This is a genomic window from Exiguobacterium sp. s146, from assembly GCF_018618415.1.
Lineage (GTDB): Bacteria > Bacillota > Bacilli > Exiguobacteriales > Exiguobacteriaceae > Exiguobacterium.
Genome location: NZ_JACSMA010000001.1, coordinates 1,242,463 through 1,268,666, shown reverse-complemented (window position 1 = coordinate 1,268,666; position 26,204 = coordinate 1,242,463). Strand labels below are relative to the sequence as shown.

At 50.5% G+C, this 26,204-nt stretch carries 31 protein-coding genes and 1 pseudogene; 21 read left to right on the top strand and 11 right to left on the bottom strand.

What is annotated here, in order from left to right; all coding sequences use genetic code 11:
• Together KNP83_RS06575 and KNP83_RS06570 are read right to left on the bottom strand one after the other, a co-directional pair.
• Nucleotides 1–242 (bottom strand): AAA family ATPase (locus KNP83_RS06575; protein ID WP_214761575.1); only part of this gene is annotated, 242 nt, incomplete at its 3' end.
• Entirely contained in the window at nucleotides 242–943 is a 702-nt protein-coding gene (locus tag KNP83_RS06570; RefSeq protein WP_214753348.1) for a hypothetical protein, read from the bottom strand. The genes KNP83_RS06570 and KNP83_RS06575, both read right to left, overlap by 1 nt.
• A gap of 294 nt (nucleotides 944–1,237) precedes the next feature.
• Between KNP83_RS06570 and KNP83_RS06565 the strand changes: the two genes are divergently transcribed.
• From KNP83_RS06565 to KNP83_RS06550, 4 genes are all read left to right on the top strand, one after another.
• Nucleotides 1,238–1,576, top strand: coding sequence for a WGR domain-containing protein (locus tag KNP83_RS06565; protein ID WP_214761573.1), 339 nt, complete (start codon nucleotides 1,238–1,240; stop codon nucleotides 1,574–1,576).
• Between the two features lie 15 nt (nucleotides 1,577–1,591).
• A complete protein-coding gene (locus tag KNP83_RS06560) occupies nucleotides 1,592–1,909 on the top strand; it encodes a hypothetical protein (RefSeq protein WP_214753344.1) in 318 nt (105 codons plus the stop codon).
• 74 nt (nucleotides 1,910–1,983) lie between these two features.
• On the top strand, nucleotides 1,984–2,493 hold the full coding sequence (locus KNP83_RS06555) for a PH domain-containing protein (RefSeq protein ID WP_214761572.1): 510 nt from the start codon (nucleotides 1,984–1,986) through the stop codon (nucleotides 2,491–2,493).
• Nucleotides 2,490–3,992 (top strand): PH domain-containing protein, encoded by a 1,503-nt coding sequence (locus KNP83_RS06550; protein WP_214761570.1) that lies wholly within the window; start codon nucleotides 2,490–2,492, stop codon nucleotides 3,990–3,992. The genes KNP83_RS06555 and KNP83_RS06550 overlap by 4 nt, the downstream gene beginning before the upstream one ends.
• 137 nt (nucleotides 3,993–4,129) lie before the next feature.
• Here the strand turns inward: KNP83_RS06550 and KNP83_RS06545 are convergent, their stop codons facing one another.
• The 3 genes from KNP83_RS06545 to KNP83_RS06535 are packed head-to-tail and all read right to left on the bottom strand — an operon-like array spanning nucleotide 4,130 to nucleotide 6,523.
• On the bottom strand, nucleotides 4,130–5,272 hold the full coding sequence (locus KNP83_RS06545) for a sensor histidine kinase (RefSeq protein WP_251126285.1): 1,143 nt from the start codon (nucleotides 5,270–5,272) through the stop codon (nucleotides 4,130–4,132).
• On the bottom strand, nucleotides 5,262–5,942 hold the full coding sequence (locus KNP83_RS06540) for a response regulator transcription factor (protein ID WP_214761566.1): 681 nt from the start codon (nucleotides 5,940–5,942) through the stop codon (nucleotides 5,262–5,264). The genes KNP83_RS06545 and KNP83_RS06540 overlap by 11 nt, the downstream gene beginning before the upstream one ends.
• A 20-nt stretch (nucleotides 5,943–5,962) precedes the next feature.
• Entirely contained in the window at nucleotides 5,963–6,523 is a 561-nt protein-coding gene (locus KNP83_RS06535; RefSeq protein WP_214753335.1) for a VanZ family protein, read from the bottom strand.
• Nucleotides 6,524–7,300: 777 nt separating this feature from the next.
• Between KNP83_RS06535 and KNP83_RS06530 the strand changes: the two genes are divergently transcribed.
• The 12 genes and pseudogenes from KNP83_RS06530 (at nucleotide 7,301) to KNP83_RS06475 (ending at nucleotide 16,440) form a co-directional block, all read left to right on the top strand.
• Nucleotides 7,301–8,563, top strand: a complete 1,263-nt coding sequence (locus KNP83_RS06530) for an NCS2 family permease (protein ID WP_214707809.1) — start codon at nucleotides 7,301–7,303, stop codon at nucleotides 8,561–8,563.
• 38 nt (nucleotides 8,564–8,601) lie between these two features.
• A complete protein-coding gene (locus KNP83_RS06525) occupies nucleotides 8,602–9,234 on the top strand; it encodes an Imm64 family immunity protein (RefSeq protein WP_214761565.1) in 633 nt (210 codons plus the stop codon).
• A 77-nt stretch (nucleotides 9,235–9,311) separates the two neighbouring features.
• On the top strand, nucleotides 9,312–9,794 hold the full coding sequence (locus KNP83_RS06520; RefSeq protein WP_214761563.1) for a DUF3916 domain-containing protein: 483 nt from the start codon (nucleotides 9,312–9,314) through the stop codon (nucleotides 9,792–9,794).
• Nucleotides 9,795–10,049: 255 nt separating this feature from the next.
• Complete coding sequence (locus tag KNP83_RS06515) at nucleotides 10,050–10,682, top strand: hypothetical protein (protein WP_353048519.1); 633 nt, start codon at nucleotides 10,050–10,052, stop codon at nucleotides 10,680–10,682.
• A 5-nt stretch (nucleotides 10,683–10,687) separates the two neighbouring features.
• The gene (locus tag KNP83_RS06510; RefSeq protein ID WP_214753327.1) at nucleotides 10,688–11,611 is read left to right on the top strand and encodes an AAA family ATPase; all 924 of its coding nucleotides are present in this window, start codon (nucleotides 10,688–10,690) and stop codon (nucleotides 11,609–11,611) included.
• A 2-nt stretch (nucleotides 11,612–11,613) separates the two neighbouring features.
• The gene (locus tag KNP83_RS06505; RefSeq protein WP_214761561.1) at nucleotides 11,614–12,675 is read left to right on the top strand and encodes a DUF58 domain-containing protein; all 1,062 of its coding nucleotides are present in this window, start codon (nucleotides 11,614–11,616) and stop codon (nucleotides 12,673–12,675) included.
• 27 nt (nucleotides 12,676–12,702) lie between these two features.
• On the top strand, nucleotides 12,703–13,161 hold the full coding sequence (locus tag KNP83_RS06500; protein ID WP_214761559.1) for a DinB family protein: 459 nt from the start codon (nucleotides 12,703–12,705) through the stop codon (nucleotides 13,159–13,161).
• Nucleotides 13,158–13,889 carry a hypothetical protein gene (locus KNP83_RS06495; protein WP_214761557.1) on the top strand — a complete coding sequence of 244 codons (732 nt, stop codon included), beginning with the start codon at nucleotides 13,158–13,160 and terminating at the stop codon, nucleotides 13,887–13,889. The genes KNP83_RS06500 and KNP83_RS06495 overlap by 4 nt, the downstream gene beginning before the upstream one ends.
• 13 nt (nucleotides 13,890–13,902) lie before the next feature.
• Nucleotides 13,903–14,373 carry a GNAT family N-acetyltransferase gene (locus KNP83_RS06490; protein WP_214761555.1) on the top strand — a complete coding sequence of 157 codons (471 nt, stop codon included), beginning with the start codon at nucleotides 13,903–13,905 and terminating at the stop codon, nucleotides 14,371–14,373.
• The gene (locus tag KNP83_RS06485) at nucleotides 14,343–15,347 is read left to right on the top strand and encodes a barstar family protein (RefSeq protein WP_353048518.1); all 1,005 of its coding nucleotides are present in this window, start codon (nucleotides 14,343–14,345) and stop codon (nucleotides 15,345–15,347) included. The genes KNP83_RS06490 and KNP83_RS06485 overlap by 31 nt, the downstream gene beginning before the upstream one ends.
• Before the next feature lie 64 nt (nucleotides 15,348–15,411).
• Nucleotides 15,412–15,660 (top strand): annotated as a pseudogene (locus tag KNP83_RS15060) (CPCC family cysteine-rich protein); the annotation flags it as partial.
• Nucleotides 15,661–15,885: 225 nt separating this feature from the next.
• A complete protein-coding gene (locus KNP83_RS06475) occupies nucleotides 15,886–16,440 on the top strand; it encodes a suppressor of fused domain protein (protein WP_214753318.1) in 555 nt (184 codons plus the stop codon).
• Between the two features lie 52 nt (nucleotides 16,441–16,492).
• Here KNP83_RS06475 and KNP83_RS06470 read toward each other — a convergent pair whose 3' ends face one another.
• Nucleotides 16,493–17,203, bottom strand: a complete 711-nt coding sequence (locus tag KNP83_RS06470) for a GntR family transcriptional regulator (protein WP_214753316.1) — start codon at nucleotides 17,201–17,203, stop codon at nucleotides 16,493–16,495.
• Nucleotides 17,204–17,356: 153 nt separating this feature from the next.
• Here KNP83_RS06470 and bglA point away from each other — a divergent pair, with 153 nt between their 5' ends.
• Entirely contained in the window at nucleotides 17,357–18,811 is a 1,455-nt protein-coding gene (gene bglA, locus KNP83_RS06465) for a 6-phospho-beta-glucosidase BglA (protein WP_214761549.1), read from the top strand.
• A gap of 50 nt (nucleotides 18,812–18,861) precedes the next feature.
• Here the strand turns inward: bglA and KNP83_RS06460 are convergent, their stop codons facing one another.
• Nucleotides 18,862–19,728: an AraC family transcriptional regulator gene (locus KNP83_RS06460; RefSeq protein WP_214761547.1), complete on the bottom strand. Its 867-nt coding sequence runs from the start codon at nucleotides 19,726–19,728 to the stop codon at nucleotides 18,862–18,864.
• Between the two features lie 89 nt (nucleotides 19,729–19,817).
• Nucleotides 19,818–20,033 carry a hypothetical protein gene (locus KNP83_RS06455; RefSeq protein ID WP_214761545.1) on the bottom strand — a complete coding sequence of 72 codons (216 nt, stop codon included), beginning with the start codon at nucleotides 20,031–20,033 and terminating at the stop codon, nucleotides 19,818–19,820.
• 538 nt (nucleotides 20,034–20,571) lie between these two features.
• Between KNP83_RS06455 and KNP83_RS06450 the strand changes: the two genes are divergently transcribed.
• Nucleotides 20,572–20,802: an excalibur calcium-binding domain-containing protein gene (locus tag KNP83_RS06450; protein WP_353048524.1), complete on the top strand. Its 231-nt coding sequence runs from the start codon at nucleotides 20,572–20,574 to the stop codon at nucleotides 20,800–20,802.
• A 33-nt stretch (nucleotides 20,803–20,835) separates the two neighbouring features.
• Here the strand turns inward: KNP83_RS06450 and KNP83_RS06445 are convergent, their stop codons facing one another.
• Nucleotides 20,836–21,375 carry a hypothetical protein gene (locus KNP83_RS06445; protein WP_214761543.1) on the bottom strand — a complete coding sequence of 180 codons (540 nt, stop codon included), beginning with the start codon at nucleotides 21,373–21,375 and terminating at the stop codon, nucleotides 20,836–20,838.
• Between the two features lie 165 nt (nucleotides 21,376–21,540).
• Between KNP83_RS06445 and KNP83_RS06440 the strand changes: the two genes are divergently transcribed.
• Entirely contained in the window at nucleotides 21,541–22,350 is an 810-nt protein-coding gene (locus KNP83_RS06440) for a glucose 1-dehydrogenase (RefSeq protein WP_285801540.1), read from the top strand.
• 31 nt (nucleotides 22,351–22,381) lie between these two features.
• Here the strand turns inward: KNP83_RS06440 and KNP83_RS06435 are convergent, their stop codons facing one another.
• Together KNP83_RS06435 and KNP83_RS06430 are read right to left on the bottom strand one after the other, a co-directional pair.
• Nucleotides 22,382–23,179 (bottom strand): helix-turn-helix transcriptional regulator, encoded by a 798-nt coding sequence (locus tag KNP83_RS06435; protein WP_214761541.1) that lies wholly within the window; start codon nucleotides 23,177–23,179, stop codon nucleotides 22,382–22,384.
• A 140-nt stretch (nucleotides 23,180–23,319) separates the two neighbouring features.
• On the bottom strand, nucleotides 23,320–23,580 hold the full coding sequence (locus tag KNP83_RS06430; protein ID WP_251130438.1) for a DUF1294 domain-containing protein: 261 nt from the start codon (nucleotides 23,578–23,580) through the stop codon (nucleotides 23,320–23,322).
• Nucleotides 23,581–23,788: 208 nt separating this feature from the next.
• On the opposite strand from KNP83_RS06430, the gene KNP83_RS06425 reads away from it, so the two are divergent.
• Both KNP83_RS06425 and cls read left to right on the top strand, forming a co-directional pair.
• Nucleotides 23,789–24,571, top strand: coding sequence for a LysM peptidoglycan-binding and 3D domain-containing protein (locus tag KNP83_RS06425; protein WP_214761540.1), 783 nt, complete (start codon nucleotides 23,789–23,791; stop codon nucleotides 24,569–24,571).
• A gap of 120 nt (nucleotides 24,572–24,691) precedes the next feature.
• Nucleotides 24,692–26,158, top strand: coding sequence for a cardiolipin synthase (gene cls, locus KNP83_RS06420; RefSeq protein ID WP_214761538.1), 1,467 nt, complete (start codon nucleotides 24,692–24,694; stop codon nucleotides 26,156–26,158).
• Nucleotides 26,159–26,204 lie beyond the last annotated feature (46 nt).

Sequence of the window (26,204 nt, the reverse complement as noted above, 5' to 3'; positions counted from 1 at the left end):
AGATTGAAAAAATCTGAACCGACAATATCTGACGGTAATAAGTCGGCTGTGAACTGAATTCTTGAAAAGTCGCCGTGGAAACTCGTCGCCAATGTCTTGGCCAACATCGTCTTTCCGGTGCCCGGTACATCTTCTAAGAGAACATGTCCGTTTGCCAAAAGTGATGTCACACACAACTCTACTACTGTCGGATTGCCCAAATAGACTTGGTTGATTTCCTCAATCATCGTACGAATGTTCATCAAGATTTCTCTCCTTTATAGTGTTGGATGTATTGTCTGACAGATACTTTGAAATCATGAAGTGAGCGCTCGTCGATCACGTCCAGTTCTCCATATCGTACATCGGCATAAGGTTTCACAGATTGTTCGAATCGAATGCGTGCAAACCACTCTGAGACGGTCTCGTGAGGTTTTCGTTTTTGAGTGTCGCTCAAGATGTCATTCAACTCCACGAGTAGTTTCCCAAGCTCAGTATCAGAGGCATAAAGAAAGGTTGGTGTTGTATTGGTCACCGTGTTCATGTTGGCTCGAGATGATAATGGTCTCTCGTCAGCTGAGGACGGTGTCGCTTTGCGTCGCCGCTTATCCCACCAGTTTCGTACGCGCTTGTAGTACTTGAGAAATAAAATGAGCAAGAAAGCTATAACTGCCCATTTTAGGACATCTGAAACAGTCTCTTGATCTTCGCCAGACGTCTTCTTCTCAAACCGTTCTTTCGACAAAAGATCATACCACTTCGGTATATCATTAGTATCCTCTAGATTCTCTGTTTTGTCTTTAAAGGTTGCCAACTCACCGTCGATATACCTTGGATTTCCCGACATGTCTTGTTGGGTGGGACGATCTACAATCATTCCATAAAGGAAAGTCCCGCCGGTTTTAAATAAAGCGAGGATGACCAAGGTCGAAATGATAAAATAATACATTTTTCTTTTCTGCATAAACCCTCCATCATCAAAATGCCTGCCTACTTTTGTAAGATTAAGTTATTGTTAGTAGAATACACATTGCTACTTTATTTCGCAGAAGTGATTCACCTTCTATTTGATTCTATTGATAAAAAAAACGGGTCTACCAATCAAACCGTTACTACATCGCATAAGTTTATACTTATATATTCCATTATAAAAAAATAATGTCAATAATTGAATTTAATTACATTAGATTGATCTGGTCCTTCATCGTTCAAATTCTGCGTATAATGAAAACATCTTAAGCGATATGGGGATGAGCAGATGCAAACCTACTTACAACACACCACGAAGTTTTGGAACATCCGTGTCGGGTCCGACGAGTTCGCCTTACATTACGGAAAGCTCGGGACAATCGGGAAAGTGCAAATCAAATCGTTCGAATCGGAGGACGTCTGTCAGAAAGAAGCGGACAAGCTGGTTCGCCAGAAACTCCGGAAAGGGTACATCGAGACCGAGATTGATTGGGACGACTTCATTTATGTCGACGACCCGGAAGTCGGTCCTGACCGACTCACCGCACACCCTCGGTTCAATGATCATTTTCAGGAGGATTTTTACTTGGATTGCAGGGATGAGTACAGTCCGTTCGGCAGTGACTAAGGGGCCGACGTTCTCGTGATGTTCGAGGATGCGATTCGAAAACAGCGGGACATCGATTTTCTCGTCGGGGCGTACGACATCGTGTCGGGCTGGATGGAGCGGGACGTGTCGAGCCCGGACGACTGGGCGACATATGAATATGGCTTCGACTGTGACGTCGCTATCATGGCAAGTACGTTCGCGTCGATTAAACTGACCGGTCATCTAGACGCTGCGCTACAGGGGGAAGGTGTCGCCGCACTCGACCGCCTTATCCAGCAAGTGGAGGCCGAAGACAAACCGCGCTTTGAGTTGATGAGATCACGGTTGAACAGTTTCCCGACCTCAATTTGAAACTTTTTTAGGGAGTGCACCGTATACTAGAGGTAGAACGGGCACATGCTCCGAATTGTTAGGGGGAAACACTAATGTCAGACATAGAAACAACACCAACATCATTCAGCGGCACATTGCCGATTGAGGCACGTACCGTCTTCCGGTTGTCGAGTGCCATCTTTTATCTCATCGGCCTCGTCATCATAGGTGGACTCGTCGCCGCCGCGCTCTATTTTGACTGGCCGACGTGGCTCCAATATACGATGTACGCTTTACTCGCCATCGATCTCATCTATAGTGTGATCGACATCGTCGTCTTCCAAAAGTGGAAGCAAGAGCGGTTCACGTATGACGTGAAACCACTCGAGATCCGCCTGCATCACGGGATCATCACGACGCATGACGTATTGATTCCGATGACGAAAGTCCAATACGTCCACGCCCAGCAAGGCCCGTTGCTACGAAAGTACGGCTTGCAGACGATCACGATCGGGACGGCCGCCGGATCACATGACATCTATGCGATTGAAGAATCGTTCGCGAAGTCGCTCCGTGAACAGATCGCGGTCTATGCCCGCATCGAGGAGGAGGATGTCATATGACGGAAGCCGCTCTCACATGGCATCGCCTGCCGAGTCGCGTCTTGCTGTTGCGTGTCTTAGAGCTCATCAAGTCATTTATCATCCCACTCGTGTTGTTGTTCGTCATCAACAATGACTGGAGTTCGACGTTCGGCATTATCTTGCGGGTCGGGATTCTGCTGTTCCTCTTGTTCGATATTTTGCAGAAGTTCTTCGGCTGGCTCAACTTCCGGTATGCGCTCGATGAGAAGACGGTATATATCATCGATGGCAATTGGATTAAGAAAGAGAAGTCGCTTCCGCTCTATAAGATTCAAAGTGTCCATTCGAACAGCCCGTTCTTGTACCGATTGCTCGGGGTCGTCGAGTTGACGTTCGACACGAACGCGAACAGTGACGACGCCTCGTTCAAACTGGCCGGCGTCTTCCCGAACGAGGCGAAGCGGCTCGAGGACATCCTTGACCAGGTGCGTCATCGCAAGACCGAGACCGACATACCGGTAGAAGGGGAGACGGACGGGACAGTTGCACCGGTGGCGATTGAAAAACCGTCGAGCCGTTTACTGTACGCCCTCTCAACCCGAGAAATCATCATCGCCTCGCTGACGTCATTGTCAGTGTTCGCCATCTTCCCGGTCGCCTCGACAATCATCTCGTCGATTGATGACTTCATCAATCTCGACGGGACGTTCGATACGATTGGGGATTGGGTCGTCCATGCGTCAATCATCGCGGTTGGTGTGCTCGTCTTAGCGGTCCTGATCTTGTCGATTGTCATCGGCATGGTCATCAATTTCTTGAAATACGGGAATTTCCGACTCGAACGACGCGGCGACCGCATTCGCGTCGAGAAGGGATTGCTCAACCGTTCCGCCAAAGAGATTCCGTACGAGAAGATTCAAGCGGTCCGGGTCAAAGAGACGTTCATCCGGCGGTGGTTCCATATCGTCGGTGTCGAACTCGTCGCAGCGGGGACGATGGACGAGTTGAAAAATGAATCATCGACCATCCTGCCGTTCGTGAAACGAGAGCGGGCAATGAATGTTTTGAACGAACACTTCGACCAGTTCGTCTGGTCTGATGCGCTCCATCGCCTGCCGAAGCGTTCCCTCTGGGTTAAACTGTTGCGCATCAGCTGGGTCGGACTGATCGTCTCGGGAGTCGTACTGTACTTCTTCCGTGAGTATGCCTGGTGGCTCATCCTGTTGTGGGCCATTATCATCGGCGGCCGTTTGTTGAGCTATATGACGACACGCTACGCCCAGAACGGTCAGTTCATAGAACTACGGACCGGCGCCTTCAACGTCACGTCGTTCTTGACGGACAAGCCGAGGATCGAACAGATTCAAGTGACGCAGACGCCGCTCCAGCGCCGTTTCGATGTATGTAACGTCCTGTTCTCGACGCGCGGTGTCCTATCACATGAATTGATTGAGGATATCCCGAAGCAAGAGGCGGATGCCATGTTGCACTGGTTCTCCCGCTATACGGTAGAGGAAGATATTAAAACACCGGGCTAACGCCCGATTATCGACGAGCCCACTCGCGTAGTGCGATTGGGCTTGTCTTTTTTTGTCGTCTTCATGCAATCGCACGAACATGAGCTTGAAGTTAATCATCTTTTGCGTGAGCACAAAAAAAGCATAGCGCGTGTAGGTCACACGGGCCATGCTTTCTCATGGACAGCATTGGGAGAGACTTTTGGGAGAATGATTGTGAACGTCGTTTCTCTTGGTTGGCTCGTCACGTGAATCTCACCCTCATGTAAATCGATGATGGACTTGGCGATGGCAAGACCGAGACCTGATCCACCAGTGTAATGCGCGCGTGACTGTTCCACTCTAAAAAATCGCTCAAACACGTAAGGAATGTCACGGGAGGGGATGGCATCCTCGCCGTAGTTCGTCATGTTGATAAGGACCGCTTCATCCGTATCGTCGATGAACATATCGATATACGTTCCGTCACGCCCGTAACGAATCGCATTCTCGAGTATATTCTCAAACACACGAACTAGCTTCAACGCATCCCCTTCCACGATGGGACGTTCGGCTGAAGAGCTGAATCGAGCTTCCATTCCAACTTCCGAGAGACGTAACGTCGACTGCATGATGAGCTGATTGAGCAATTCATCGAGACGGACCTCGCTTGTCTGGAGGGCGATCCGGTCGTTTTGTAGAAACGTATAGTCAAAGATATCGTTAATCAAGCCTTTCAGATGGGTCGCGTTCTCATGAATGACGTGAATGTAATGACGCAACTCCACCTCGTCCCGGTAACGGTCGCTGTGAATCAAGTCAAGATAACCCGTGATCGACGTGAGCGGGGAGCGCAAGTCGTGGGCGACGTTCGTCACGAGCTCATGTTTCAAGCGATCCGCTTGAAGCACTTCCTGCTCCGCTTTTGCCGCACTGTCCGAGATGGCGCGAACGGTTGCCATCAACCGGTCTAGCTCTGGCGGAACAGATCGTTCATCCGAATCACGGTCGAAGTGGAGTTCTTCGACAAGTGACGTCATCCGTTCAATGTGAAACTGTAAATATCGTTTGCGCTCATATTGATAAATCAACACGAGACAAACGATAACCACCAGACTGTAAAACATGACGATGACACCTTCGCGAAAATACGACAACACGATGATCAGACTCTCCACAAATCGTGATGACTCTTCAAAGTACCAGACGACAGGCAGTAACAGCATACCGCTCAGGGTGGCGACCCCGAAAGCAATCAATACATACATCAGACGTTTCCACATCGGGATGAACGTTATGACGCGCCATATATTATGTCTCAATTTTATATCCCACTCCCCACACCGTATGAATGATGACCTCATGTGGCACGACGGCATGTAATTTCTCACGGATGTTACTGATATGAACCATCACCGTCTGATTCGACCCGACACCATGCTCTTGCCAGACCGTCTCAAATATCTCTTCAGAGCGGAACACCCGGCCTTTATGTTTCGCCAGTAAATACAAGATCTCAAATTCACGTGCCGTCAATCGAATCGTCTGATCTTGCATCGTGACAGTGTGACTGGCTCGATTGATCAGGAAGGGGCCAGCTTGCACACTTGAGGACTCGCTTGGTCGGTTATAGTTTGAACGGCGCAGCAATGCTTTGACACGTGCCATCAACTCGAGCGGATTGAACGGCTTGATGATGTAATCATCGACCCCTGTCGTCAATCCCAATATCTTATCCAGGTCACCCACTTTGGCACTGACCATTAAAATCGGGATTTGGCTCGTCTGACGCACCCGCTTACAAAATTCAAGCCCATCCATCCGAGGCATCATCCAATCTAAGATGATTAAGTCAAACGGCTCTCGGTTGAACAAGGCAAGCGCCATTTCCCCATCGGTTGCCAGCGTCGTGAGATACCCGTCATTCTTTACATACACATCAATTAGTTCTGCGATTTGGACATCATCATCCACTAACAAGATTTTTGTCATGCCTGAAACTCCCTTACGAATTAAAGTTGGAAATTCTGATATAAACGTCGGAACGGGGCAAATTGGACGACGAAACGAACGAGTAGGAACCCTAAAAGTGCGCCGAGCGCATTTGCCAATAAGTCATTCACATCTGTGCTTCGTCCACTGCCTAGTGTCGTACGTACCAATAATTGAGTCAGTTCAAGGATAAGACTGAATTGAAAACCTCGTAGGAGGACTTCTTTTTTCGTGATCGACGGTTTCAAAAATGGAAGATAGCAGCCGAACGGGAGAAACATGACGACATTTAGCACAAATGAATACACATCGATGGTCAGAATCGGAATAAAATTAATCGTTCTCCACCACGGGACTTGATTCGCATACTTTCCTAAATTGACGTCAATTGGGAAGAAGACAAAGTGAAGGACACCTAATACGTATATCCCGAACGACAAAAGCAAAAGAGTTTGCGGGACCTTTACATGTTTCTTACGAAACGACCAGACGAGTAACGTGATGAGACCGAGAATCGCGAGCGGGATAAGAACGACCCCTGATTCGATTGTGAACATGACTGAATAATCTTTATTATACATGGTATGAACCTCCTAAGAATTTGAACTGTCTTCAGTGTAGATGACGGATTTAAAGATTTCTTAAAGGTGTCATAAATGAAATCTAAAAAAGGCATAGCGCTTTGCTCTGCCTCGAACTGTTGAACAACGGGCTTAGAAACGTGGTCTCTGAATGATGTCGGACGGACAGCTATCATTCGTCACGTCAACTTCACCGTTTTTGTGTTTCTGTTACTGAAAAATGGGAACAAGTATGGTATGATGCAAGTAGAAAGAGACCGGTGCTGGACACACCGGCCTCTGGCTCACAGGCTACCACTTCAAGAGTGGCCCAGCCGCCACAATGGTTAGTGAATCAGAAAGTGACCCATCTCATTGCGCCGAGGGGGTCATTTTTTTGTGCGTTCAGACGTTGCACGATCGGATGTTTGGTGTAATACCAAATGAACGATGATCGGAGCGAGGATCGGGACGATTACATAATCGCCGACCCAGGTCCATAGTTGTTCCATCCGCACCACCGCCTTCCTCCATTGTGGACTTGGCGGCTGACCCCACTATTGCTGCGTTAACCTGCCTCTTCATTATAGCAGATTCTCCCCAAAAAAGATGCTAAAAACAGGAACGTTTGTTCTTGTTTTAGAAAATGAACCTTTCGTCCGAATGGGGCTCATGACTGGGTCCAAAGATGGATTTGAACCAATAATAGCTTGTATGTCAGAGGTCAGACAGGATATAATCAATCTCGTGTGTATAACCACATGGGTGGGTGAGGGTGCCAATAAAGGATTGATTCCTATGGCAAAACAAACAGAATGGAAAACAGAAACATACGGGGGCGTGCTGAACTTTCTGGCGACAGCATACATCCCGGCCGTTCACGCGGCAATCTTGACACAAGCCGGACTCCCGTTCGAGGGAGCGCTCGTCGGAGCGATTTTGACAAGCATCATCGGAACGTTCATCGCAGGGCTGTTCAACTTGCCGCTGCTCCTGTTACCAGGGATGGGCATCAACGCGCTATTTACGTACACGCTCGTCCTGCAGATGGGGCTGAGCTGGCAAGGTGCGCTCGCCGTCTCGTTCGTCTCAGGGGCGCTCGTCGTCCTGTTGACGGTGACGAAAGTGGCAAGGAAACTCGCGAACGCGTTCCCGCCGATCATTCATGACGGATTGACGGTCGGGCTCGGCCTGTTCCTCATCTTGATTGGGCTCGAGGCGGCGGGGATCGTCTCGGGCGGTGGCGGGGCACTGCTTCACATCGGAGACCTTGGGGAACGACCGGTACAGGTCGCGTTCCTGTCGCTCTTCGTCGCCATCCTGCTCTTCTTGAAGATGGGACCGAGCAGTTTCTTATGGACAATCGCGTTCGGGGTCGGTTTAAGCGCCGTCATGGGTACGCTCGACTGGACCGGTGAGTTCGCGCTCACGCCGTTCTTCGAGTCGTTCGGGACCGTGTTCGGCAACGTCTCGTTCGCCGAGTCGGCGTCACCAATTTTCTTGGTCGCCGTCGGCGTATTGACGCTCGTCTTGCTGATCGAGAACATCAGCCTGATCCAAAATCAGACGCGCGCTATCGGCAAGGATGCGGACGCACCGAAAGGGCTCGTCGCCCAAGGATTGTCGACGATGGCCGGTGCAATGTTCGGTTCGAGCCCGACCGTCTCGACGGTCGAGGTCGCGGCCGGCATCTCGGTCGGTGCACGGGGCGGCATCGCCTCGTTCGTCACGTCAGGCCTGTACGTCGTCTCGCTCTTGTTGTTGCCGCTGTTCGCGATCATTCCGGTGACGGCGATCGCGCCGGTGTTGATCATCATCGGCATGATGATGTTCCAGAACGTGAAGCATCTCCCGCTCGACAATTGGGAGCATGCCTTCCCGGCGATTCTCGTCATCATCATGATTCCGTTCACGTATTCCATCGTCGATGGCATCGGGCTCGGCTTCATCGCATACACGATGATCGTCTTGTTCAAGAAGGGCTATCGGTCGCTCAGTCCGGTCGTCGGTGTCTTGACCGTATTGTTCTTGGTTTTCTTTTCTTTACCAGTCTGGCTGTAAGATGGGGCGGTGCCGTGTATACGGTGCCGCTTTTTTGTATGATGAGACAAAGGGGTGAGGGTCTATGGAGAAAGGGTGGGTTCGTTTCAATCGGAATCGCATTTACAAAAGGGATTGGGTTATCTCGCTCTCTTGAAGCAGTGTGTGAAAAGCTTATAGACGGCAACGGCAGAATTATCAACACGTCATACAGTGAGGACGAGGGCGGAAGTAACTGGGTGACGGTTCGAACCGAGGAAGCAGCGTTTGATGTGTCGCACAGCCAGTTTTATGGATCCGTCCGCTTAACGACTACACGATTCGGTCGACGCGACCAAATCGTGACGGTGTCGTTGCGAGACGAATTGGAGTTTGACGGCCTACTTATCGATTTGGACTATGAAGACGTATTCCCCGATGAAACGCAATCGAAATCGCATGTTGAAATCAGCAAATACGTGGAGCGACTTTTGGTAGACCTTTACGGACGCGTACCATTCGCTTACGCAGTAGCGGGTCATGAGATGGAATGGGACTGGGCACCTGCGACCTTCCATCGTGAAATCGAAAGCATGGGTCATCTCCCTCTCTCCGTCGTCCCGGTCGATGGTGGCATCAACATGTATCACAGGTCAATCGCACTTGACGGAATGACACCACAACCGAATCGAATGAACAAGATTCGTCTATGAAGCATTACAGCGACATGGTATAATTTCCTTAATTTAGAAATTGAGGAAGGCGAATGTACAGTAAATGAGGGAGACACATGAACCGGGAATCGAAAGTACGCGGCATGAGACGGAAGATCAACCAAATGACAGAGCGGGTCGAAGAGATGACATCAACGTTTCCGACGACGTTCATCAATGGATACTGGAACCGCAAACTACCGATTGGACAACGCGTGCTCTATTCCAAACGGTTCAAAAGGAGAGGAAAACGTGCCGTCGTCGAAACGTTGATGGATGGTGCGATTCACTTGAAGCAAATACGTCCTGATGAGTCGTCTCGAATCGTGGTGCTATTGGACATCCCGACACACTGGTCATCCGAAATCATCGTCTTCCAAAGCAATGACACATTTCGAGACTTTATGCAAAACGTGGATTGGGTTCCAATTGCGAAAGACGATGAGCAAGATACATATTTACCTACACTTCCCGTCGATGTTGAGCTGAAACGCTTCACGTCCACAACCTGTGATGAGGACGGTTGGTCAGAAAGTGAGATTAGGCTATTAGAGATTTAGCGATTTACTCCATTCACTAATTACTGAAAATTCCGACAACGGATATTGGAAATTGACTAATTATTTAAAGGGGAGCTCTTTCATGATCCAACGTTTCTTACAAACAGAGCACTTCCGTCTATGAGGCGGGCACACCTGATTTTCCTGTCTGCTGTCATGGCGGCTATCGTTCTACTATCCTTATTTACCTATACTGGACAATTAGCGTATACCTTCTATCAATCACTCGACATCTCAGGCAGTGAGGTAAATGGCGTGTCAAAAGGGTGTCGTGATAAGACTAAACTGTTTGGCATGATTGAAGTTGTCGATGTCGATCGTTACTGCCAAAGTGGAGGACCACTCGAAGAACAGTTTCAAGCAGGTGAAGATATGGGGCCAGCAGAAGGCCCGATTGATAAAGGTGGGACACCGCGTGAAAATTTAAATGACGTTTCAAGAATCAGCAACGGTACACCGTCCGAACAGGCATCAGCCTCCCGCTCATATTTGCCATATATCATTGTAATCGGGATTGCTTTGTCGGCCATCTGGATGTGGCAAAAACGTCGTCGTATACCGAGACAGTTTGAAGAGGAGTCGTCATTTGCCGAACCTCTTCAAAAAAATCCAGAAATACCTTCGAACCAGCAAAATAAGTCGACTGTCTCGTTACCTGCCTCTACCTTGCGGCAACACTTGATTCACTTCGAACAAGCATTACCCGTTCCAAAGAGACGGCTTCCGCACGAGACACTCTCCACATGGGCAGCCCGCATCGGCCTAGACGCACCGCTCCTCCCTTATTTTGAGACCCGGTATGATGAGGGGGCAGTATTGGACACGCGCCAAGCGACCATCTTTGAACGACAGCTAACCGACTATCTATCCCAAATGGAGAAGGAGTAACCCATATGACGATCCAATCAGTGCTCAATCAACTAGACCGCATTTATCTTGGAAAACCGGAGATCACCCGTCTTTGCTGCACGGCGCTCCTCGCCAACGGACACATCTTATTAGAGGACGTCCCCGGTACCGGGAAAACGCTCCTTGCGAAAAGTATCGCCAAAAGTTTCGAGGCCGAGTTCACACGTATCCAGTTCACGGCAGACCTGCTTCCGACGGACATCATCGGGACGGATTTCTTCAACGTGCAGACCCAGACGTTCGAGAACAAGACCGGGCCCATCTTCACGAACATCTTGCTGATTGACGAGGTCAACCGGGCCGTCCCGCGTACCCAATCGGCGTTGCTCGAGGCGATGGAAGAGCGACAAGTCTCCATCGGCGGTGTGACGTATCGATTGCCCGAACCGTTCTTCGTCATCGCAACCCAGAATCCGATCGAGTCGGCCGGCACATTCGCTCTCCCAGATGCACAGCTCGACCGCTTCCTCTTGTCACTCCAAGTCGGCTATCCGGGGGCGGAAGATGAGCGGAATTTGATTCTGCAGACCTTGACGAAGACGCGGCATACCGTCCACGCGCTCATGACGAGCGAAGCGTTCTTAGCGGCGCAAGCCGAGGTCGAGGACGTCCGCATCCACGAAGACGTCGTCACATATCTGCTCACACTGATCCAAGAGACGCGTCATCATCCGCTCGTCGAGGTCGGCGCCAGCCCTCGGGCGACGCTCGCTCTCGTCAAAGCATCCCAAGCGTATGCCTATATCCAAGGCCGGCAATTCGTGACGCCGGAGGATGTTCAGGCCGTGGCACCACACGTCCTATCGCACCGCTTGACGTTGACACTTGAAGGGGACGTCAAATCGACGAAACGGAACGTGCTCGACGATCTATTAGAGCGCGTCGAAGTACCTGTCGAGAAGGTGTGACGATGCGACAGGTCGAAGTCAGTTCACCGTCCCTATTAGAAGATAAACTATGGCCCGCCTATACGAGTGTGATGCTGCTAGTCGTATGGTTCCCTTATGTCTGGCCTGTCGCATATGTGTGCGGCGCTTTACTCGGGTTGATGGTGGCTCGGAACTGGATGACGAAACAGATTGAGCAGCATGTCCACGTGACGTTCAAACAAAAAGAACAGTTACTGTTCATCGAGGACACCGCTGTCTATCAGGTAAACGTAACAGGACTGAAGCGATTAAAGACGCTAGGTCTACCGCTGTCGCTTCGTTTCGGCTTACAACCAGGTTTGACGTTCACCGAGGGAGGGGGCACGCACACGATTCAAGTGATTTCGGAAGAGCCACGTTATTCGATATCGATTCAAGCAGTGAAACGTGGCCCGACTGGCGTTTCCGAGTGTGTCCTCAGCGTGAGACTGCCGTTTCGGTTAGGCGTCGTCCTACTCGTCGAACCGGTCAAGTCCTTGCCGAATTGGACCATCCTCCCGTCCATCAAGAAAATGAGTCTCTCCGACTCGAAGCAAATCCGTATCGGGGACCGAATCGTCAAACATTCCCCGCTCAAAGACCCACTGATGGTGCTAAGTTCTAAAAGCTATGAAGCGGAGCCTGTGAAACAAATCGATTGGATTGCCACAGCAAGGACCGGAAAGATGCAGGCGAAAGTGTTCCAGCGACAAAATGTGGATACGTTCACGTTGATGCTCGATTTGAACACCCCACAGGGAAACGGGTTACATGCCCGGTTCGAAGAGTTGATTCAGCAAGCCTCGTACGTCGTCTCTTATTTGGTAAAAGAGGAATGTAAAGTCGAACTGTTCATCAATCGACTCGACCGGATCAATCAAATCGACCATATACATATGAACGAGGGAAGAAAGCAGCTCCGGCTCTCCCTCATGCGACTCGCAGTCGTCAAAGAGCAAGATCAATTCGTCGCGTCTGAGCGCTTTTCGCGCATCGTAGAAAGTCGGAAACATGCGCAAAGCGAGCTCATCACCATCAACCATGCGTTACTCATCAATCCATAGGCAATCCACCAACAAGGAGAGACTGATATGACCGATCAAGACTGTTTGAGACGATTCGCCGCCCACATCGACTGGCTCGACATACTCCGAACCATCGATGAAGCGACATGGGACACACCGGTCGCCCCAGGGAAGTGGTCGATGAAAGCCCTCATTCTTCATATGACGAACTGGGACCGCTATCTGTTGAGCGAGACGTTGCCTGCCATCCGCGAAGGAAAAGACGTTGTGTTTCCAGAGTTTGACTCCTTCAATCAACGATTCGTCGAGCAAGCGACGTCCGGCATCTCGTCCGATAAGGTCATCAAAGAATCGATTGAAACGAGACGTGCGTTGATTCAGGCCATCGAAGGACGAGGACGACTGTCCCAACAGGCGGAGGCGAAACTGTTTCCCATCATTGAAGACTTTATCGAGCATGACCACCATCATGAGCAACAAATCGACACGTTCCTACATCGCAGCGGACAGGAGAGACCCTCATGAACGAACGACTATCCCGTCTCTGCGACATTCTCGGATTAAGACTCGCCCTCATCACTACACCGGTTGTCGCGGCAGAGACCGAGAAAACACCAGAGGCGTATGCCGACCAGCATTTTGAAGAGATCGTGCTCGATCATATCCACGAGGGTCCAGCCCAATATGACATGACGACGAGTGAAAACCTATCGTTTGGCCCACTCCATCCTGTCATGACCCCGTCTCGGACGTATATGACATCTGAGAAGACGTTGCCACTCGGAGATGCGCTCGAGTTCACGGCCGAATATATCGCGGTCGTCTATCAGGACAACGTGCCGGTCAACGTCATCGGGACGTATGAAGTGGCAGCGGACGAGTTTGGCTTCTCGACGTTTGGATATGGGAAAGAGTTGGCCGTCGCCCTGGATGCGCTGGACGACCCAAAAGGCGACATTGTCTATCAGGCGCAACAAAGTGCCTGGTTCGAAGTGGACGGTGAGACGATGAGCGCGCTGACGCCGGATACGAAGACGTTTATCGGAGAGGATACGATTTCGCTGACTTCGTATAAAGAACTGGTCGGCGACCTATACACCGCACCTGGTGAACCGAGAGATAGCGACCGGGTCGGTGTGTCAGCTGTTTCAGAGGAGGCAGCCAGGCCACAAGAACTTCGACGTTATGGGATTGCCGTATTGGCGTCTATTCCGCTCATCTATCTCGTGTTCCGCCGGCGGATCCATGGATAAAGTCGCTACAACCTTGACGTTTACGACAATCGATTCGACTGTCGATCGAGCCACCATCATCGCATTTCGACGTGACGCCGATCGGTGCAGCACCGGGGACCCAGTCCGGTTTGAGGAATCACTCTACCTAAAATGGCTTGAGACACGCGCCAGTCGATTTCCGGATGGATTTGTGTTAGTCAGAGAGTACGGGCAGCCCATCGGTCAACTTGAACTGCAAATGGTCTCCATTGATGATGTCGAGGTCGGATTCATGAATCTTGTGTACCTCATTCCTGTGTACCGTGGAAAAGGATATGCCCACCTATTGACCGACTACGCTGAGGCGTTCTTCAGAAGCCACGGGGTCGAGTCCTATCAGTTAAGGGACTCACCATCCAATGCGCGTGCCATCGCGTTCTATGAAAAAGCAGGCTTTCAAAAAAACAAGGAAGTGACGCAACCACATGTGCTGTGGTGCTACACGAAAACAATTGGGAGGTGAGTGGTATCCGGGTCACCATCGACGTGTCAACCGTCCGAACTTCAAAAGAGTTGCATCTTCTCTTGAAAGATCAGTTAGGATTCCCAAATCACTATGGCGAGAATTGGGCGGCGTTTTGGGATGTCATCACGGACGAGAATGGATTACCGGACATCGTGGAGTTCGTGGGGTGGGATGTATTGACGCAGCGCCTGCCAGACGAGGCAGGTCAATTGAAAGCGTGTTTCACTGATTATGGGAAGGAAGCGGGACTCAAACCGTGTCATGTCACGTATGATTCGGTACAGATGGTCATCTTGCCATCCCATGCGTTACAGGAGGGGGAGGCGCTCCGCTTGATTCATCGACATGTAGCAGGCGCAACGTTCCCACTCCGCGTCGAACGAAAGACGTCAAGCCTCCAACCGAAGAGATATCGATTCTCGACCGAGCGGTGGGAAGAGTCATCCGTCACGGAAGGGAATGTCGACAATCTAGAGGCGGTCGATTCATGGCTGACGCTAAATGATGACGGAAATCAAAAAGACGTGGTGATTTTCTCGGACAAGACGGATTGGCTCCTCAGCTATTATCCGGACGGGTTGACGCTGCAAGGTACACAAATCGAAGTGGTCGAGCCGGCAGACACCGTCGACTATGAGACATTCTTTCAACACGTGATACGGGGTGCATACCCAATCGAGCTGACATTCTGTCTAAGTGGCACATTCGGACCAACGGAGAAGGTATATCGATTGACGTTAAATGATACGAATTGGGAGCGGTTGATTGAAGAAGAGTTGTTGCCACAGCTTGACCTTCCGAAGACAAGAGGGTTTTGGCAGTCCCTTGCACGGCCGACAGAGCCACAGACAGGGGAAACATTTTTAGGGGAGTTTCATCCGAACATATTCGGAAACTTTGTATTGGCTCACAGCGCGGATGATTGTTATCATTTTTTTGACCATATAAACTTAGCGATTAAGCGGTTTTAGGTGAGAATTTGCGTTTGAGTGTGTATTCATCCTTAGAAAACCTTTACGGATCGGAGATTTATTAATGAAGTTGTATACTTGCATCTGTTGTGGCTATAAGACGATGGACGAAGAACCTCCAGGGACGTTTTCGATTTGTCCAAAATGTTTTTGGGAGGATGATGGTGTGAATCCTGATTCTTGGGGAGGCGCCAATGGTATTTCATTGCGAACGGCGCAACGGAATGTAATTCGGTTTGGCGTATCCGATGAATGGTACATCAACGAACATAGTACGAGGGAATATGAAAAAGATATGACGTGGAAACCCGTATGGGAAATGGAAGAATCTCAATCTGCGTTCATTTTAATTAATGGTGATGTCTTTTGTAAAAAAAAGAACAAGAATGTTGATATTAACCGGTTTAATGAACAATTCGAAAAGATGTTGAAACAAAATGGGTGGGTATTCGCCGGAGAGTTGAATCAATCTGAAACTTAAGTTTGAGATCCGTAGTTACCGCACACATTTCAACATAAAAAGAAAGTAGGAATAGGATTGGACTATTTAGAACATTTAGAAACCCATTGCGGCGAATTTGTCGGTGGCTACGATTTTCCCGATTTACCGGAGGACCATGTCCAAATCCTCAAATTGAAAGAGCCAAAACCATCTGACGTCGTGAGCATCTCGACACTAGGGTTACATCTGCATCCTCTTCAATTCGAGGATGGCTCCGGTGCCCATCAAGAGGTGCTGTTTCGCTTCAAACAAAAGCGTGCCGAGCAGGACATCGTCCAGTTAGCATGGCACTTAGCGACCCATGCGCTCGAGACACATCAAGCATTTGATTTAGGTGAGTACTTCAGTTTGCCGAAAGGTGTGCTCAAACGTAGTAAATTCTCATCCATCTATGTGACCACACCATTCTACTCGGATGAATCGTTTTTGGTGTACGAAGGCGATACGCAGAACGTTCTCGTCGTCTGGTTCGTCCCGATTTTCCCGTCAGAAGAACGGTTTATCGAGGAGCACGGTGCCGAAGCGTTCGACGAATTGCTTTATGAAACGGATGACGAACTGCTCGATTTGAAACGCAAACCGCTCGTCTAAACCGAATCCGTGTTAACTGACAAGCCCCCATGCGCATGCATGAGGGCTTGTTTTACATATATGGACCGTTCGCTTGGACGACGAACTGCGAATGCTCGTAGTGGTACGTGATGCGTGAGTAGTCGAAAGGCTTTCCGTTCGTCAGATGAAAGATCGTCTCGATGCGAAGCGTCGGGTCGTCCTTCTTAAGACCGAGGTACTGGGCTTCGGTCTCGTCCAACCGCCCGACCTGCATGTACATGTCCGAGAAGCCGATCGTGACGCCAAGTGCGCCTTGGACGTAATCGAAAATCGAGTCGGCGACAATCTCCCGGTTCAAATACGGCACAATCGCCTTCACGTAATACGATTTCTCGTAACAGAACACCTCGCCGTCGACATAGCGGACGCGTTCGACACGATAGACGTCATCTGTCACGTCAATACCGAGGTTCGCTGCAATCGTCTCGTCGGGCTTTGTCACCGAGACGTCGAGCACATCCGATGTCAGAATGCGGCCCCCGAGGTTGCTCTTGAATCCTTGCGTCGAGAACAGGCTCATATAACCTGGGCGGTTGTGGCGCCGGACGAAGATGCCGCTCCCACGCAATTGAAAGATGATGCCTTTTCGCTCGAGCAACTCGAGCGCTTTCGTGATTGTGCTCTTACTGACGGCATATTGGCTCATCAACTGTTCGAGGACGGGCAGTTTATCTCCTTGCTTCAAATCGTGTTGATTGATGTATTGTTCAATCTCTGCTGCAATCTGTTGGTATTTTAGCATGTGGCATCCTCACCTTGTATGATCTGCTTTGATTGTACCACGTCACCATTTCGTCGAGAATACAAAATGTATCGTACTTGTATAATTGTACCGGTACAATTATACTTGACGTGTACGATTCATCATTGGTATCTCGAACAAGGAGGAACACATATGAAGACATTACCAAAAGACTTTCTATGGGGTGGCGCTCTTGCCGCGCATCAATTTGAAGGCGGCTGGGACGCCGACGGGAAAGGACCGAGTGTCGTTGATGTGTTGACGGCAGGCGCCCACGGTGTCGCACGTCGCATCACAGACAAGGTCGAGCCGGACGAGTTTTATCCGAACCATGAGGCCATTGACTTCTACCACCGTTATAAAGAAGACATCGCGCTCTTCGCCGAGATGGGCTTGAAGTGCCTCCGTACCTCAATCGGCTGGAGCCGGATCTTCCCGAACGGCGACGATGCAGAGCCGAACGAAGCCGGTCTACAATTCTACGACGACTTGTTCGACGAGCTATTGAAGCACGGCATCGAACCGATCATCACGTTGTCGCATTTCGAGATGCCACTCCACCTCGCGCGTGAGTACGGCGGGTTCCGCAACCGTAAAGTCGTCGACCATTTCGTCCGTTTCGCCGAAGTGTGTTTCGACCGTTACAAAGACAAGGTCAAATACTGGATGACATTCAACGAGATCAACAACAAGATGGACGTCAACAACCCGCTCTTCTTATGGACGAACTCCGGTGTCATCGCCGAAGACGGGGAGAACGCCCGTGAAGTGATGTATCAGACGGGACATCACGAATTGATTGCGAGTGCGCTCGCCGTCGCGAAAGGGAAAGCAATCAACCCGGACTTCGAGATCGGGGCGATGGTGTCTCACGTGCCAATCTACCCATACTCGTCGAACCCGGACGACGTCATGCTCGCCGAAGAGATGATGCGTCAGCGCTACTTCTTCCCTGACGTGCAAGTGCGCGGGGTCTATCCGAGCTACGCCTTGAACGAATTCGAGCGGGAAGGTTACACGATCCCGTTCCTTGATGGAGACGAAGAAATCTTGAAGAACGGGACCGTCGATTATCTCGGGTTCAGCTACTACATGTCGACGACCGTGAAGAGTGACGTCGTCGCCGACAACAGCGGGGACATCGTCAACGGCGGTCTGCCGAACGGTGTCGAGAACCCGTATATCAAGTCGAGCGACTGGGGCTGGGCAATCGACCCGGTCGGCCTCCGCTACGTGCTCAACCGGTTGTATGACCGTTATCAAATCCCGCTCTTCATCGTTGAGAACGGATTCGGGGCCGTCGATGAGATCGTCGACGGGAAGATTCATGATGCGGCCCGCATCGACTACTTGAAGGCACACATCGAGCAGCTGAAACAAGCGGTCGTCTATGATGGTGTCGACTTGATTGGTTACACACCGTGGGGCATCATCGACATCGTCTCGTTCACGACGGGTGAGATGAAGAAACGGTACGGTATGATTTACGTCGACCGTGACAATGAGGGCAACGGCTCGATGGAGCGGATGAAGAAAGATTCGTTCGATTGGTACAAGCATGTGATCGAGACGAACGGGGAAGCGCTCGCCTACGAGCCTTCGAAATAAACGACGATACCTCCCAGAGACGCCCGTCTTCAGGAGGTATTTTTCTGTGCTTATGTTGTTTTTGGTTTGACCGCTACCCACACTTCGCTATAGACGTTGTGTGATGGTCCGTCATGCTTCGTGAACGAGATGCTCGGCAAGTCGGCCAGCTCGTACCCAGACGTCGGTAGCCATTCGGCATAAGTCTTGGCCATCGTCTCCTGCAGCGTTTCCGGGAACGGGCCGGTATTTGGGAAGACGGCCCATAGGTTCGACTCGATTGTAATCTGTTCAAGGTCTTCATACGGATTGTGTTGCGTTGTCGCAAAGCCAATCATGTGCGTCAGTGAACCTTGTTCGTCCAAATAGCCTTCATCGAAGTCGTACGATACGTTGAGCACTTGGTGCGGATAGAGGTCCGCCAACTGATGCATCTCGCTACGCTGTTGCTCCGTGATGGACTGTGCCAACGCGACAATTGAATGGTTCACCCCTTCAAACTGAATCGGGACGCGTTTCGACACGCCGACGACGTTGAAGGAAGGTTTTTGTTCTAGTTTGAATTCCATCGAGATTCCTCCTTTGATGTCGATAAAGAATGTGAATTTCGGGAATGACTTTTGTATCTTGTTCTTGATCACTTCTGACGGTAAAAAGCCGCACCAGTCTCGAAACGCCCGCGAGAAGCCGTCGACGGATTGGTATCCATACATATAGGCCACGTCCGTGACCGATTTGCCATGAATCAAGTCCTTATTCGCTTCGGATAATCGACGGTTTCGGATGTATTCATTGAGCGTCATCCCGGCCATGTACGAAAACATGCGTCGAAAATGATAGTCCGACACTCCGACGATGCGGGTGATGTCCTGACTCGTGATGTCTTCTGTTAGGTGTTGATCGATATGGTCCATCAATCGGTTCAATGACTCAAGCATCTGCATTCCCTCCTTTCTGCACTCATCATACTTCGAACATCGTAAAGGGACTCGATGATTTCGATACGGATGTCATCGGATAGCAGACATCACTGGTTGTAGCCGATGAACGTTGTGAATAGGATCAGGATGACCGACGACGTCATGAGGAGGAATGCAAGCGAGCTCGCGAACACGAGAAATGCTTTGGAGCAGTGAAGACGTCGCTTCCAAATCCCGATGACAAACACCACGTTCAGCATGAGAAACAGTGCGAGCAACAGTAGCGGGAGGGCCCGGTCCTGCATCAATATAAGTAAGTCCATAACTAATTCCCTTCCTTTGCTGGTTTGTTAACAACGAAATTAGTGATGCTCGGTGAAGACAAGATACCAACAATCCTGTCCTTGCCAGACGCGTATCGTCCAACAAGATCCATTCGGAAAATCGTCAAGAGAAAACGCATGATTAAAGGTGAGGTGGTGTTTGAATGTCTTTTCCCACATTTGCTGTAATTGGTCGAGTGGCTGTTCTTCTAACTGGATCCTCCGCGAAGAATGGTGTCGGGTGATCAAACACCTGATGGCCTCAGGACCAAATACCAACCGTTCGATAAGCTCCAAAGTAAGCGGTTCAACCATCTCGTGTTCTGAGACAAGCAAATTCCCTTGATAGAGTTGTTCATTCGTATTGTCGATATGAAACGGTGATAAGGTCAATGTGATGGTCCTTTCATTTGAACATTTTATAAATCAGGTTAGTTATCCTAATCCCTCCTATAATGAACGAGAATGGTAACGCATATCGTTTGTGATCAAGGAGGAAACAATCATGAAGTAATTACTTCGCGCGACCATCGCTGGGATCGCGTTGTTCACGCTCAGTGTCGCGTCGTCAGAGACCGTGGACGCCGCACCGAAAAAATTTAAGAATTGTACCGAGCTGAATAAGACATACAAAGGCGGGGTCGCTAAAACGAAGACGACGAAAAACAAAGGCGGGAAGACGAAGTACAAGCCTTACGCCAACAGTTCGCTGTATGAAGCGAACAAATCAAAAGATCGTGATAAAGACGGTATCGCTTGTGAACGCTAAGAGATGAGAGGACAGCCGTCCTCCGTCTCTTTTTTAGTTATTAAAGCGGTACGATATATCCCCTTCAGCATCATATTCAGCGATCGACTCAATCGACTCGATTTCGTCGACGAGCACGAACCAGACATTATTCCCGGCCTTCGTCTTCAACAGCTCCGGTTCGAACCGTTCCCCGTTCAACTCGACGACGACCCGGCTCGTCTCGCCGTGGTTCATCCCATAAAGGATCTCGTATGGGGAACATGCTGACGTATCTCCGCACGTTCGGCCATCGATTGACCATGTGAGATTTTCTTCTGACAGCGTTCGCGATGTAATCGACTCAACGCGATCGTCAATGGTAATTTCAAGCCCGATACCTTGCGTGGACATATCGTCGCTCCATTCGTCGACAGCAAAGCTGTTCTTGAAAAAGCGAAGACTCATGTCACGGTCATCAACAGGGTAGGTGAGAATCGGTTGCGCTCCATCGGGCAGCTGTGGCTGCTTCGTCGAATCAAATGCCCAGGCAACTCCGGATGATAACAACAACGTGAACACGAGAATGAGGACAATCTTTTGCTGACGGTTCATGTATTCCACACTCCTTATGAGCAAAAAAATTCGTTCTAACTCTTCATATATGTATATCTTTTATTGTACGGGACGGTCTTTCATAACAGAAGAAGATATTTCCAAGTGGACACACACTTCTTCAAAAATCCTGGTATAGAATAATGACACGTGAGCAGGGTGCACTTGTCATTTTCTCTGTCGCTCTTCAGTTGTCTCAATAAGGAGGAATGCGGTGGAAAATTATCAGGTAAGACGGCGCTCGTCACCGGGGCCGGGTCAGGAATGGGGCGGGCCATCGCCAAACTGTTTGCCGAGGAAGGGGCGTGCGTCGTCGCCGTCGACATGAATGCGGATTCGGTCGAAGCGGTCGCCTCAGACATTAAAGCGAGCGGCGGGGAAGCCGTCGGTGTCGCCGGGAACGTCACGAAACAGGAAGATATCGACAAGATGGTCGAGACGGCGACGAGCACGTTCGGTTCGCTCGACATCTTGGTCAACAACGCCGGGATCATGGACAACTTTTTGACCGTCGGCGAAGTGACCCACGAAGTATGGGACCGGGTCATCGCCGTCAACTTGACTGGACCGATGAAATTGGCCCGGGCCGCCATCAACGTCATGGACAAGCAAGAATCGGGTGGCGTCATCATCAATAACGCCTCGGTCGACGGTCTGTTCGGGACACGGGGCGGTGCCTCGTACGTCGCCTCGAAGCACGCACTTATCGGCCTGACAAAAAACATTGCCGCCACGTACGGCACGTTCAACAAGATTCGGGCCAACGCCATCGCACCGGGCGGGGTCAATACGAATATCGGTGCCACCATCACCGCACCGAGCGAGCTCGGGATGCGTGCCATCCAAGGGGCAGGGGAGGCGCCGATGGGTGAACCGGAGCAGATTGCCAAAGTCGCGTTGTTCCTCGCCTCCGACGATTCGAGTTTCGTCAATGGCGACGTATTGAAAGCAGACGGCGGTTGGACCGCCCTGTAACGAGAAAAGCCGACACGCGTGTCGGCTTTTGTTATGTATTCAATTTGCGAAACGCGAGCGGCGTCCGATTATGTACTTTCTTGAACGTCTGGACGAAATGGCTCACGCTCGTGAAGGCAAGCCGGTTCGCCACTTCAGCGACCGGAATGTCCGTATCACGCAACAGACGTGCGGCCCGTTGCATCCGGACGACTTGGACGTAGGCGAGCGGTGAGGTGTCTCCCCATTTCGTAAAATAGCGGCAACACTCGGCCCGGCTCAATCCGCCGACAGCAGCGATGTCTTCAAGCGACAGCTTCATCGTGTCATGGTCGTGTATATAGGAAATCATACGCTGCATGCGCTCCTGCCCATGCAGCCGTGTCACGGGTGGCCGTTGAATCCAGTAGCGCCAGACGACGGCGAGTTGTAGTGTCGCATCGAGCAACGCGAAAGCCGAGTCTTTCTGTAAACTCCGGACTACTTTATGAAGCGTCTCGAGGACGGCTTTGTGACCCGGTTCAGTCGGATGCAGCACGTGATGGCCAATCGTCTCGATGAACGGGGTGACATAGCAATCCGCGAGCGGCGCGGCCATTAAGTCGAACGGGTCGACTTGGACCATCGTCATGTGGAACGAATCATCGGTCCGCTCGACTTTGGTGATTTGTCCGCGGTCGAGTAACAATGCCATCCCGGCACGAAGCCTTGAACGGGTACCGTTCACTCGGACCTCGACCTCTCCTTGTGTTACTAGCCAGATTTGAAACTGTGCAGTCATCGTGAACCCGATCTCCATCGTTCGTCCGGTCCACGACTGAACATCAATCATGTTCTCTTCGACATTCATCCCAACACCTCAACAATCGAACATTTATTTCAATTTCGCACCGGATGGAGACTTCGTTCCCTCGCCATCAAGCGTCAATCCGGACATTTTGAATTCATTTCCGCGAGACGGCTCGAACGAGTTTCTTCTATATAATGGCGTCAGAAGATGAACCAACCTGTGATTCCGGCATGGACGAGGATGGCGACCGGGACACCAATCCGAAACATCGGCTTCAACGTCTTATGACGGAAGAGGCGCATCGCGAGATAGGCCCCGAATGCTCCACCGATCCAGACGAGAATGAGTAACGTTCGTTCTGAAATTCGCCATTCCCCTGATTTTGCACGGCGTTTATCGAGGAAAAATGACATAAACGCTAGTAAATTAGTCACAATGTAATATAGCAGTAATAGTTCCAAAGACTAAAACCTCCTTTCTCTTCTCTTAAGTATAGACGAAAACGGCTCAACAAAGCCATTTTTATCTGGATTGTAAAAATTCAGATTCCTCTCATCCCCGTGAAAGCTTCTGTAACTGAACTGATATCACTCTCATATCAGGCTGTAACGGCAGTGAAATATACAGGTGTTACAGTAAGGGGGCGTTAGAAAAGGGAGGAATATTCTTATGAAAAAACCACTATTAACACTAACGGCACTCGCTGGCCTTAGTTTAGGAGTCGCTGCTCCAGCTTCGGCAGCATCAACACACACAGTTCAGTCTGGAGATACACTTTACCGTATCGCCGTGAACAACAACGTATCTGTAAATGATATCAAACGAGCGAACGGCTTAAACTCTAATATGATCTATCCAAACCAAGTATTGAAGCTCGCGAAGTCAGAAGCTAAAGCTTCAAGCGCTTCAAAAACGTATACAGTTAAAGCAGGCGACACGTTGTATCGCATCGCGACAAACAACGGCGTATCTGTCAACCAATTGATGACATGGAACGGTCTTAAATCAGATCTCATTTTCCCTGGTCAACAATTCTCTGTAAAAGGTGCCAACGCAGCATCGGTTGCAAACAGTGCACCAGCCGCTAAACCAAAAGCATCAACATCTGCACCAGTGACGAAACAGTCTACGTCGACAACGCAAACCCAAGCTCCGGCTTCAGGTAAGACGATGACTGTGGAAGCAACGGCTTACACGCCATACTGTGCAGGATGCTCAGGAATCACGGCAACAGGAATCGACGTCCGCTCGAACCCGAACCAAAAAGTCATCGCGGTTGACCCTTCAGTCATCCCACTCGGCTCTAAAGTTTATGTCGAAGGCTACGGCGAAGCAATCGCTGGAGATACTGGCGGCGCCATCAAAGGTAACAAAATCGACCTCTTGATGCCGACACAAGAGCAAGCACTCAACTTCGGTCGTAAATCAGTTCAAATCACAATCTTAAACTAATCGATTTACCCCAAAAACACCGCATGCGCGGTGTTTTTTGTGTTGTAGACGCGGTATCTGTAAACGAGCATTTCGTTTTGCCCGTCATCGGGTAAACTAGAGGATAAAGGAGGCGTCGAGATGCTCCCAACTGAAATCATCATCAGTATTCTTGGTATCGTACTGATTGTCCTGAACGTGACGTTCGCCGTCACCATCATCTTCTTTGAGCGGCGTGACATCGGTTCGACCTGGACTTGGTTGCTCGTGCTGTTTTTCATCCCGTTGCTCGGATTCTTCATTTACATTTTTTTCGGCCGCTTGATCAAATCGAACAACTTTTATCAAGTCGACGAGGAACGGCGCCATGAGTACGCCAAACACGTCGACGACCAGTCGACCAAGCTCGATGCGCATGAAGGCCTGTTCGCGCTTGACCCGCTCTTGTCCAAATATCGCCGACTCGCCCGTTTGAATCTATCGTCCACCCATGCACTCATGACATATCATAACGCGATTCAGGTCATCCATGACGGCGAGCAAAAGTTCGAGGCGTTATTTCACGACATTGAGATGGCGACGCAGGAGATCAACATCCAGTACTATATCATCCAGAACGACTCGCTCGGACAAGCGCTGATCGAGGCGCTCACACGTCGGGCCAAGGAAGGCGTCAAAGTGCGCCTGCTCTATGATGCTGTCGGCTCACGGGGATTGCGACGCTCCCATTTCAAACAGCTTCTCGCGCACGGGGGCGAGGTGAAATCGTTCTTCCCGTCACGCCTCGGCATCAACTTCCGTGTCAACAACCGGAATCACCGGAAACTTTGTGTCATCGACGGGGACATCGGCTATATCGGTGGCTTCAATGTCGGGAATGAATATTTGGGTACGAATCGCCAGTTCGGCTATTGGCGTGATGTGCATTTACGTATGAGAGGAGAAGCGGTACGTGAATTGCTCGAACGTTTCCTCCTTGATTGGAACCGCGCTGTACCGACGAAGCGTCGAGCCGAGAAAGGGGACTTCCTTTGGCCGACCGCCCTGATCGAGACGGCCCGGTCCCCGGTTCAAATCGTCACATCGGGTCCGAACTTGTCGACCGAGCATTTGAAGAACATGCTCGTCAAGATGATCACCGAGGCGAAAGAGACGATTTATATCCAGACCCCTTATTTCATCCCGGACGCCAGCTTCCTCGATGCCTGCCGCAACGCGCTCATGTCTGGGACGAAGATTCGCCTGATGATCCCGAACAAGCCGGACCACATGTTTGTCTACTGGGCGACGTATACGAATGCAGCCGAGCTCGTCCGCTACGGGGCCGAGGTATATACGTATGAAGGGGGCTTCCTGCACGCGAAGACGCTCGTCATCGATGGCGAGGTCGCCTCGATCGGCACGACGAACATCGATGCCCGCAGTTTCCGGCTCAATTTCGAAATTTCAGCGCTCGTCTATGACGAGGTCGTGGCCCAGTCCGTCATCGATGCGTTCGAACGGGATATGAAGAGCGCCGACCGATTGACGCTCGAACGTTATGAGACACGCACGAAATGGATCCGGTTCAAAGAGAGCGTATCGCGCCTGTTAAGTCCAATCCTCTAAAAAAGACCAGCCAGACCGTCCGGGAGCGCCCGGCGAGCTGACTGGT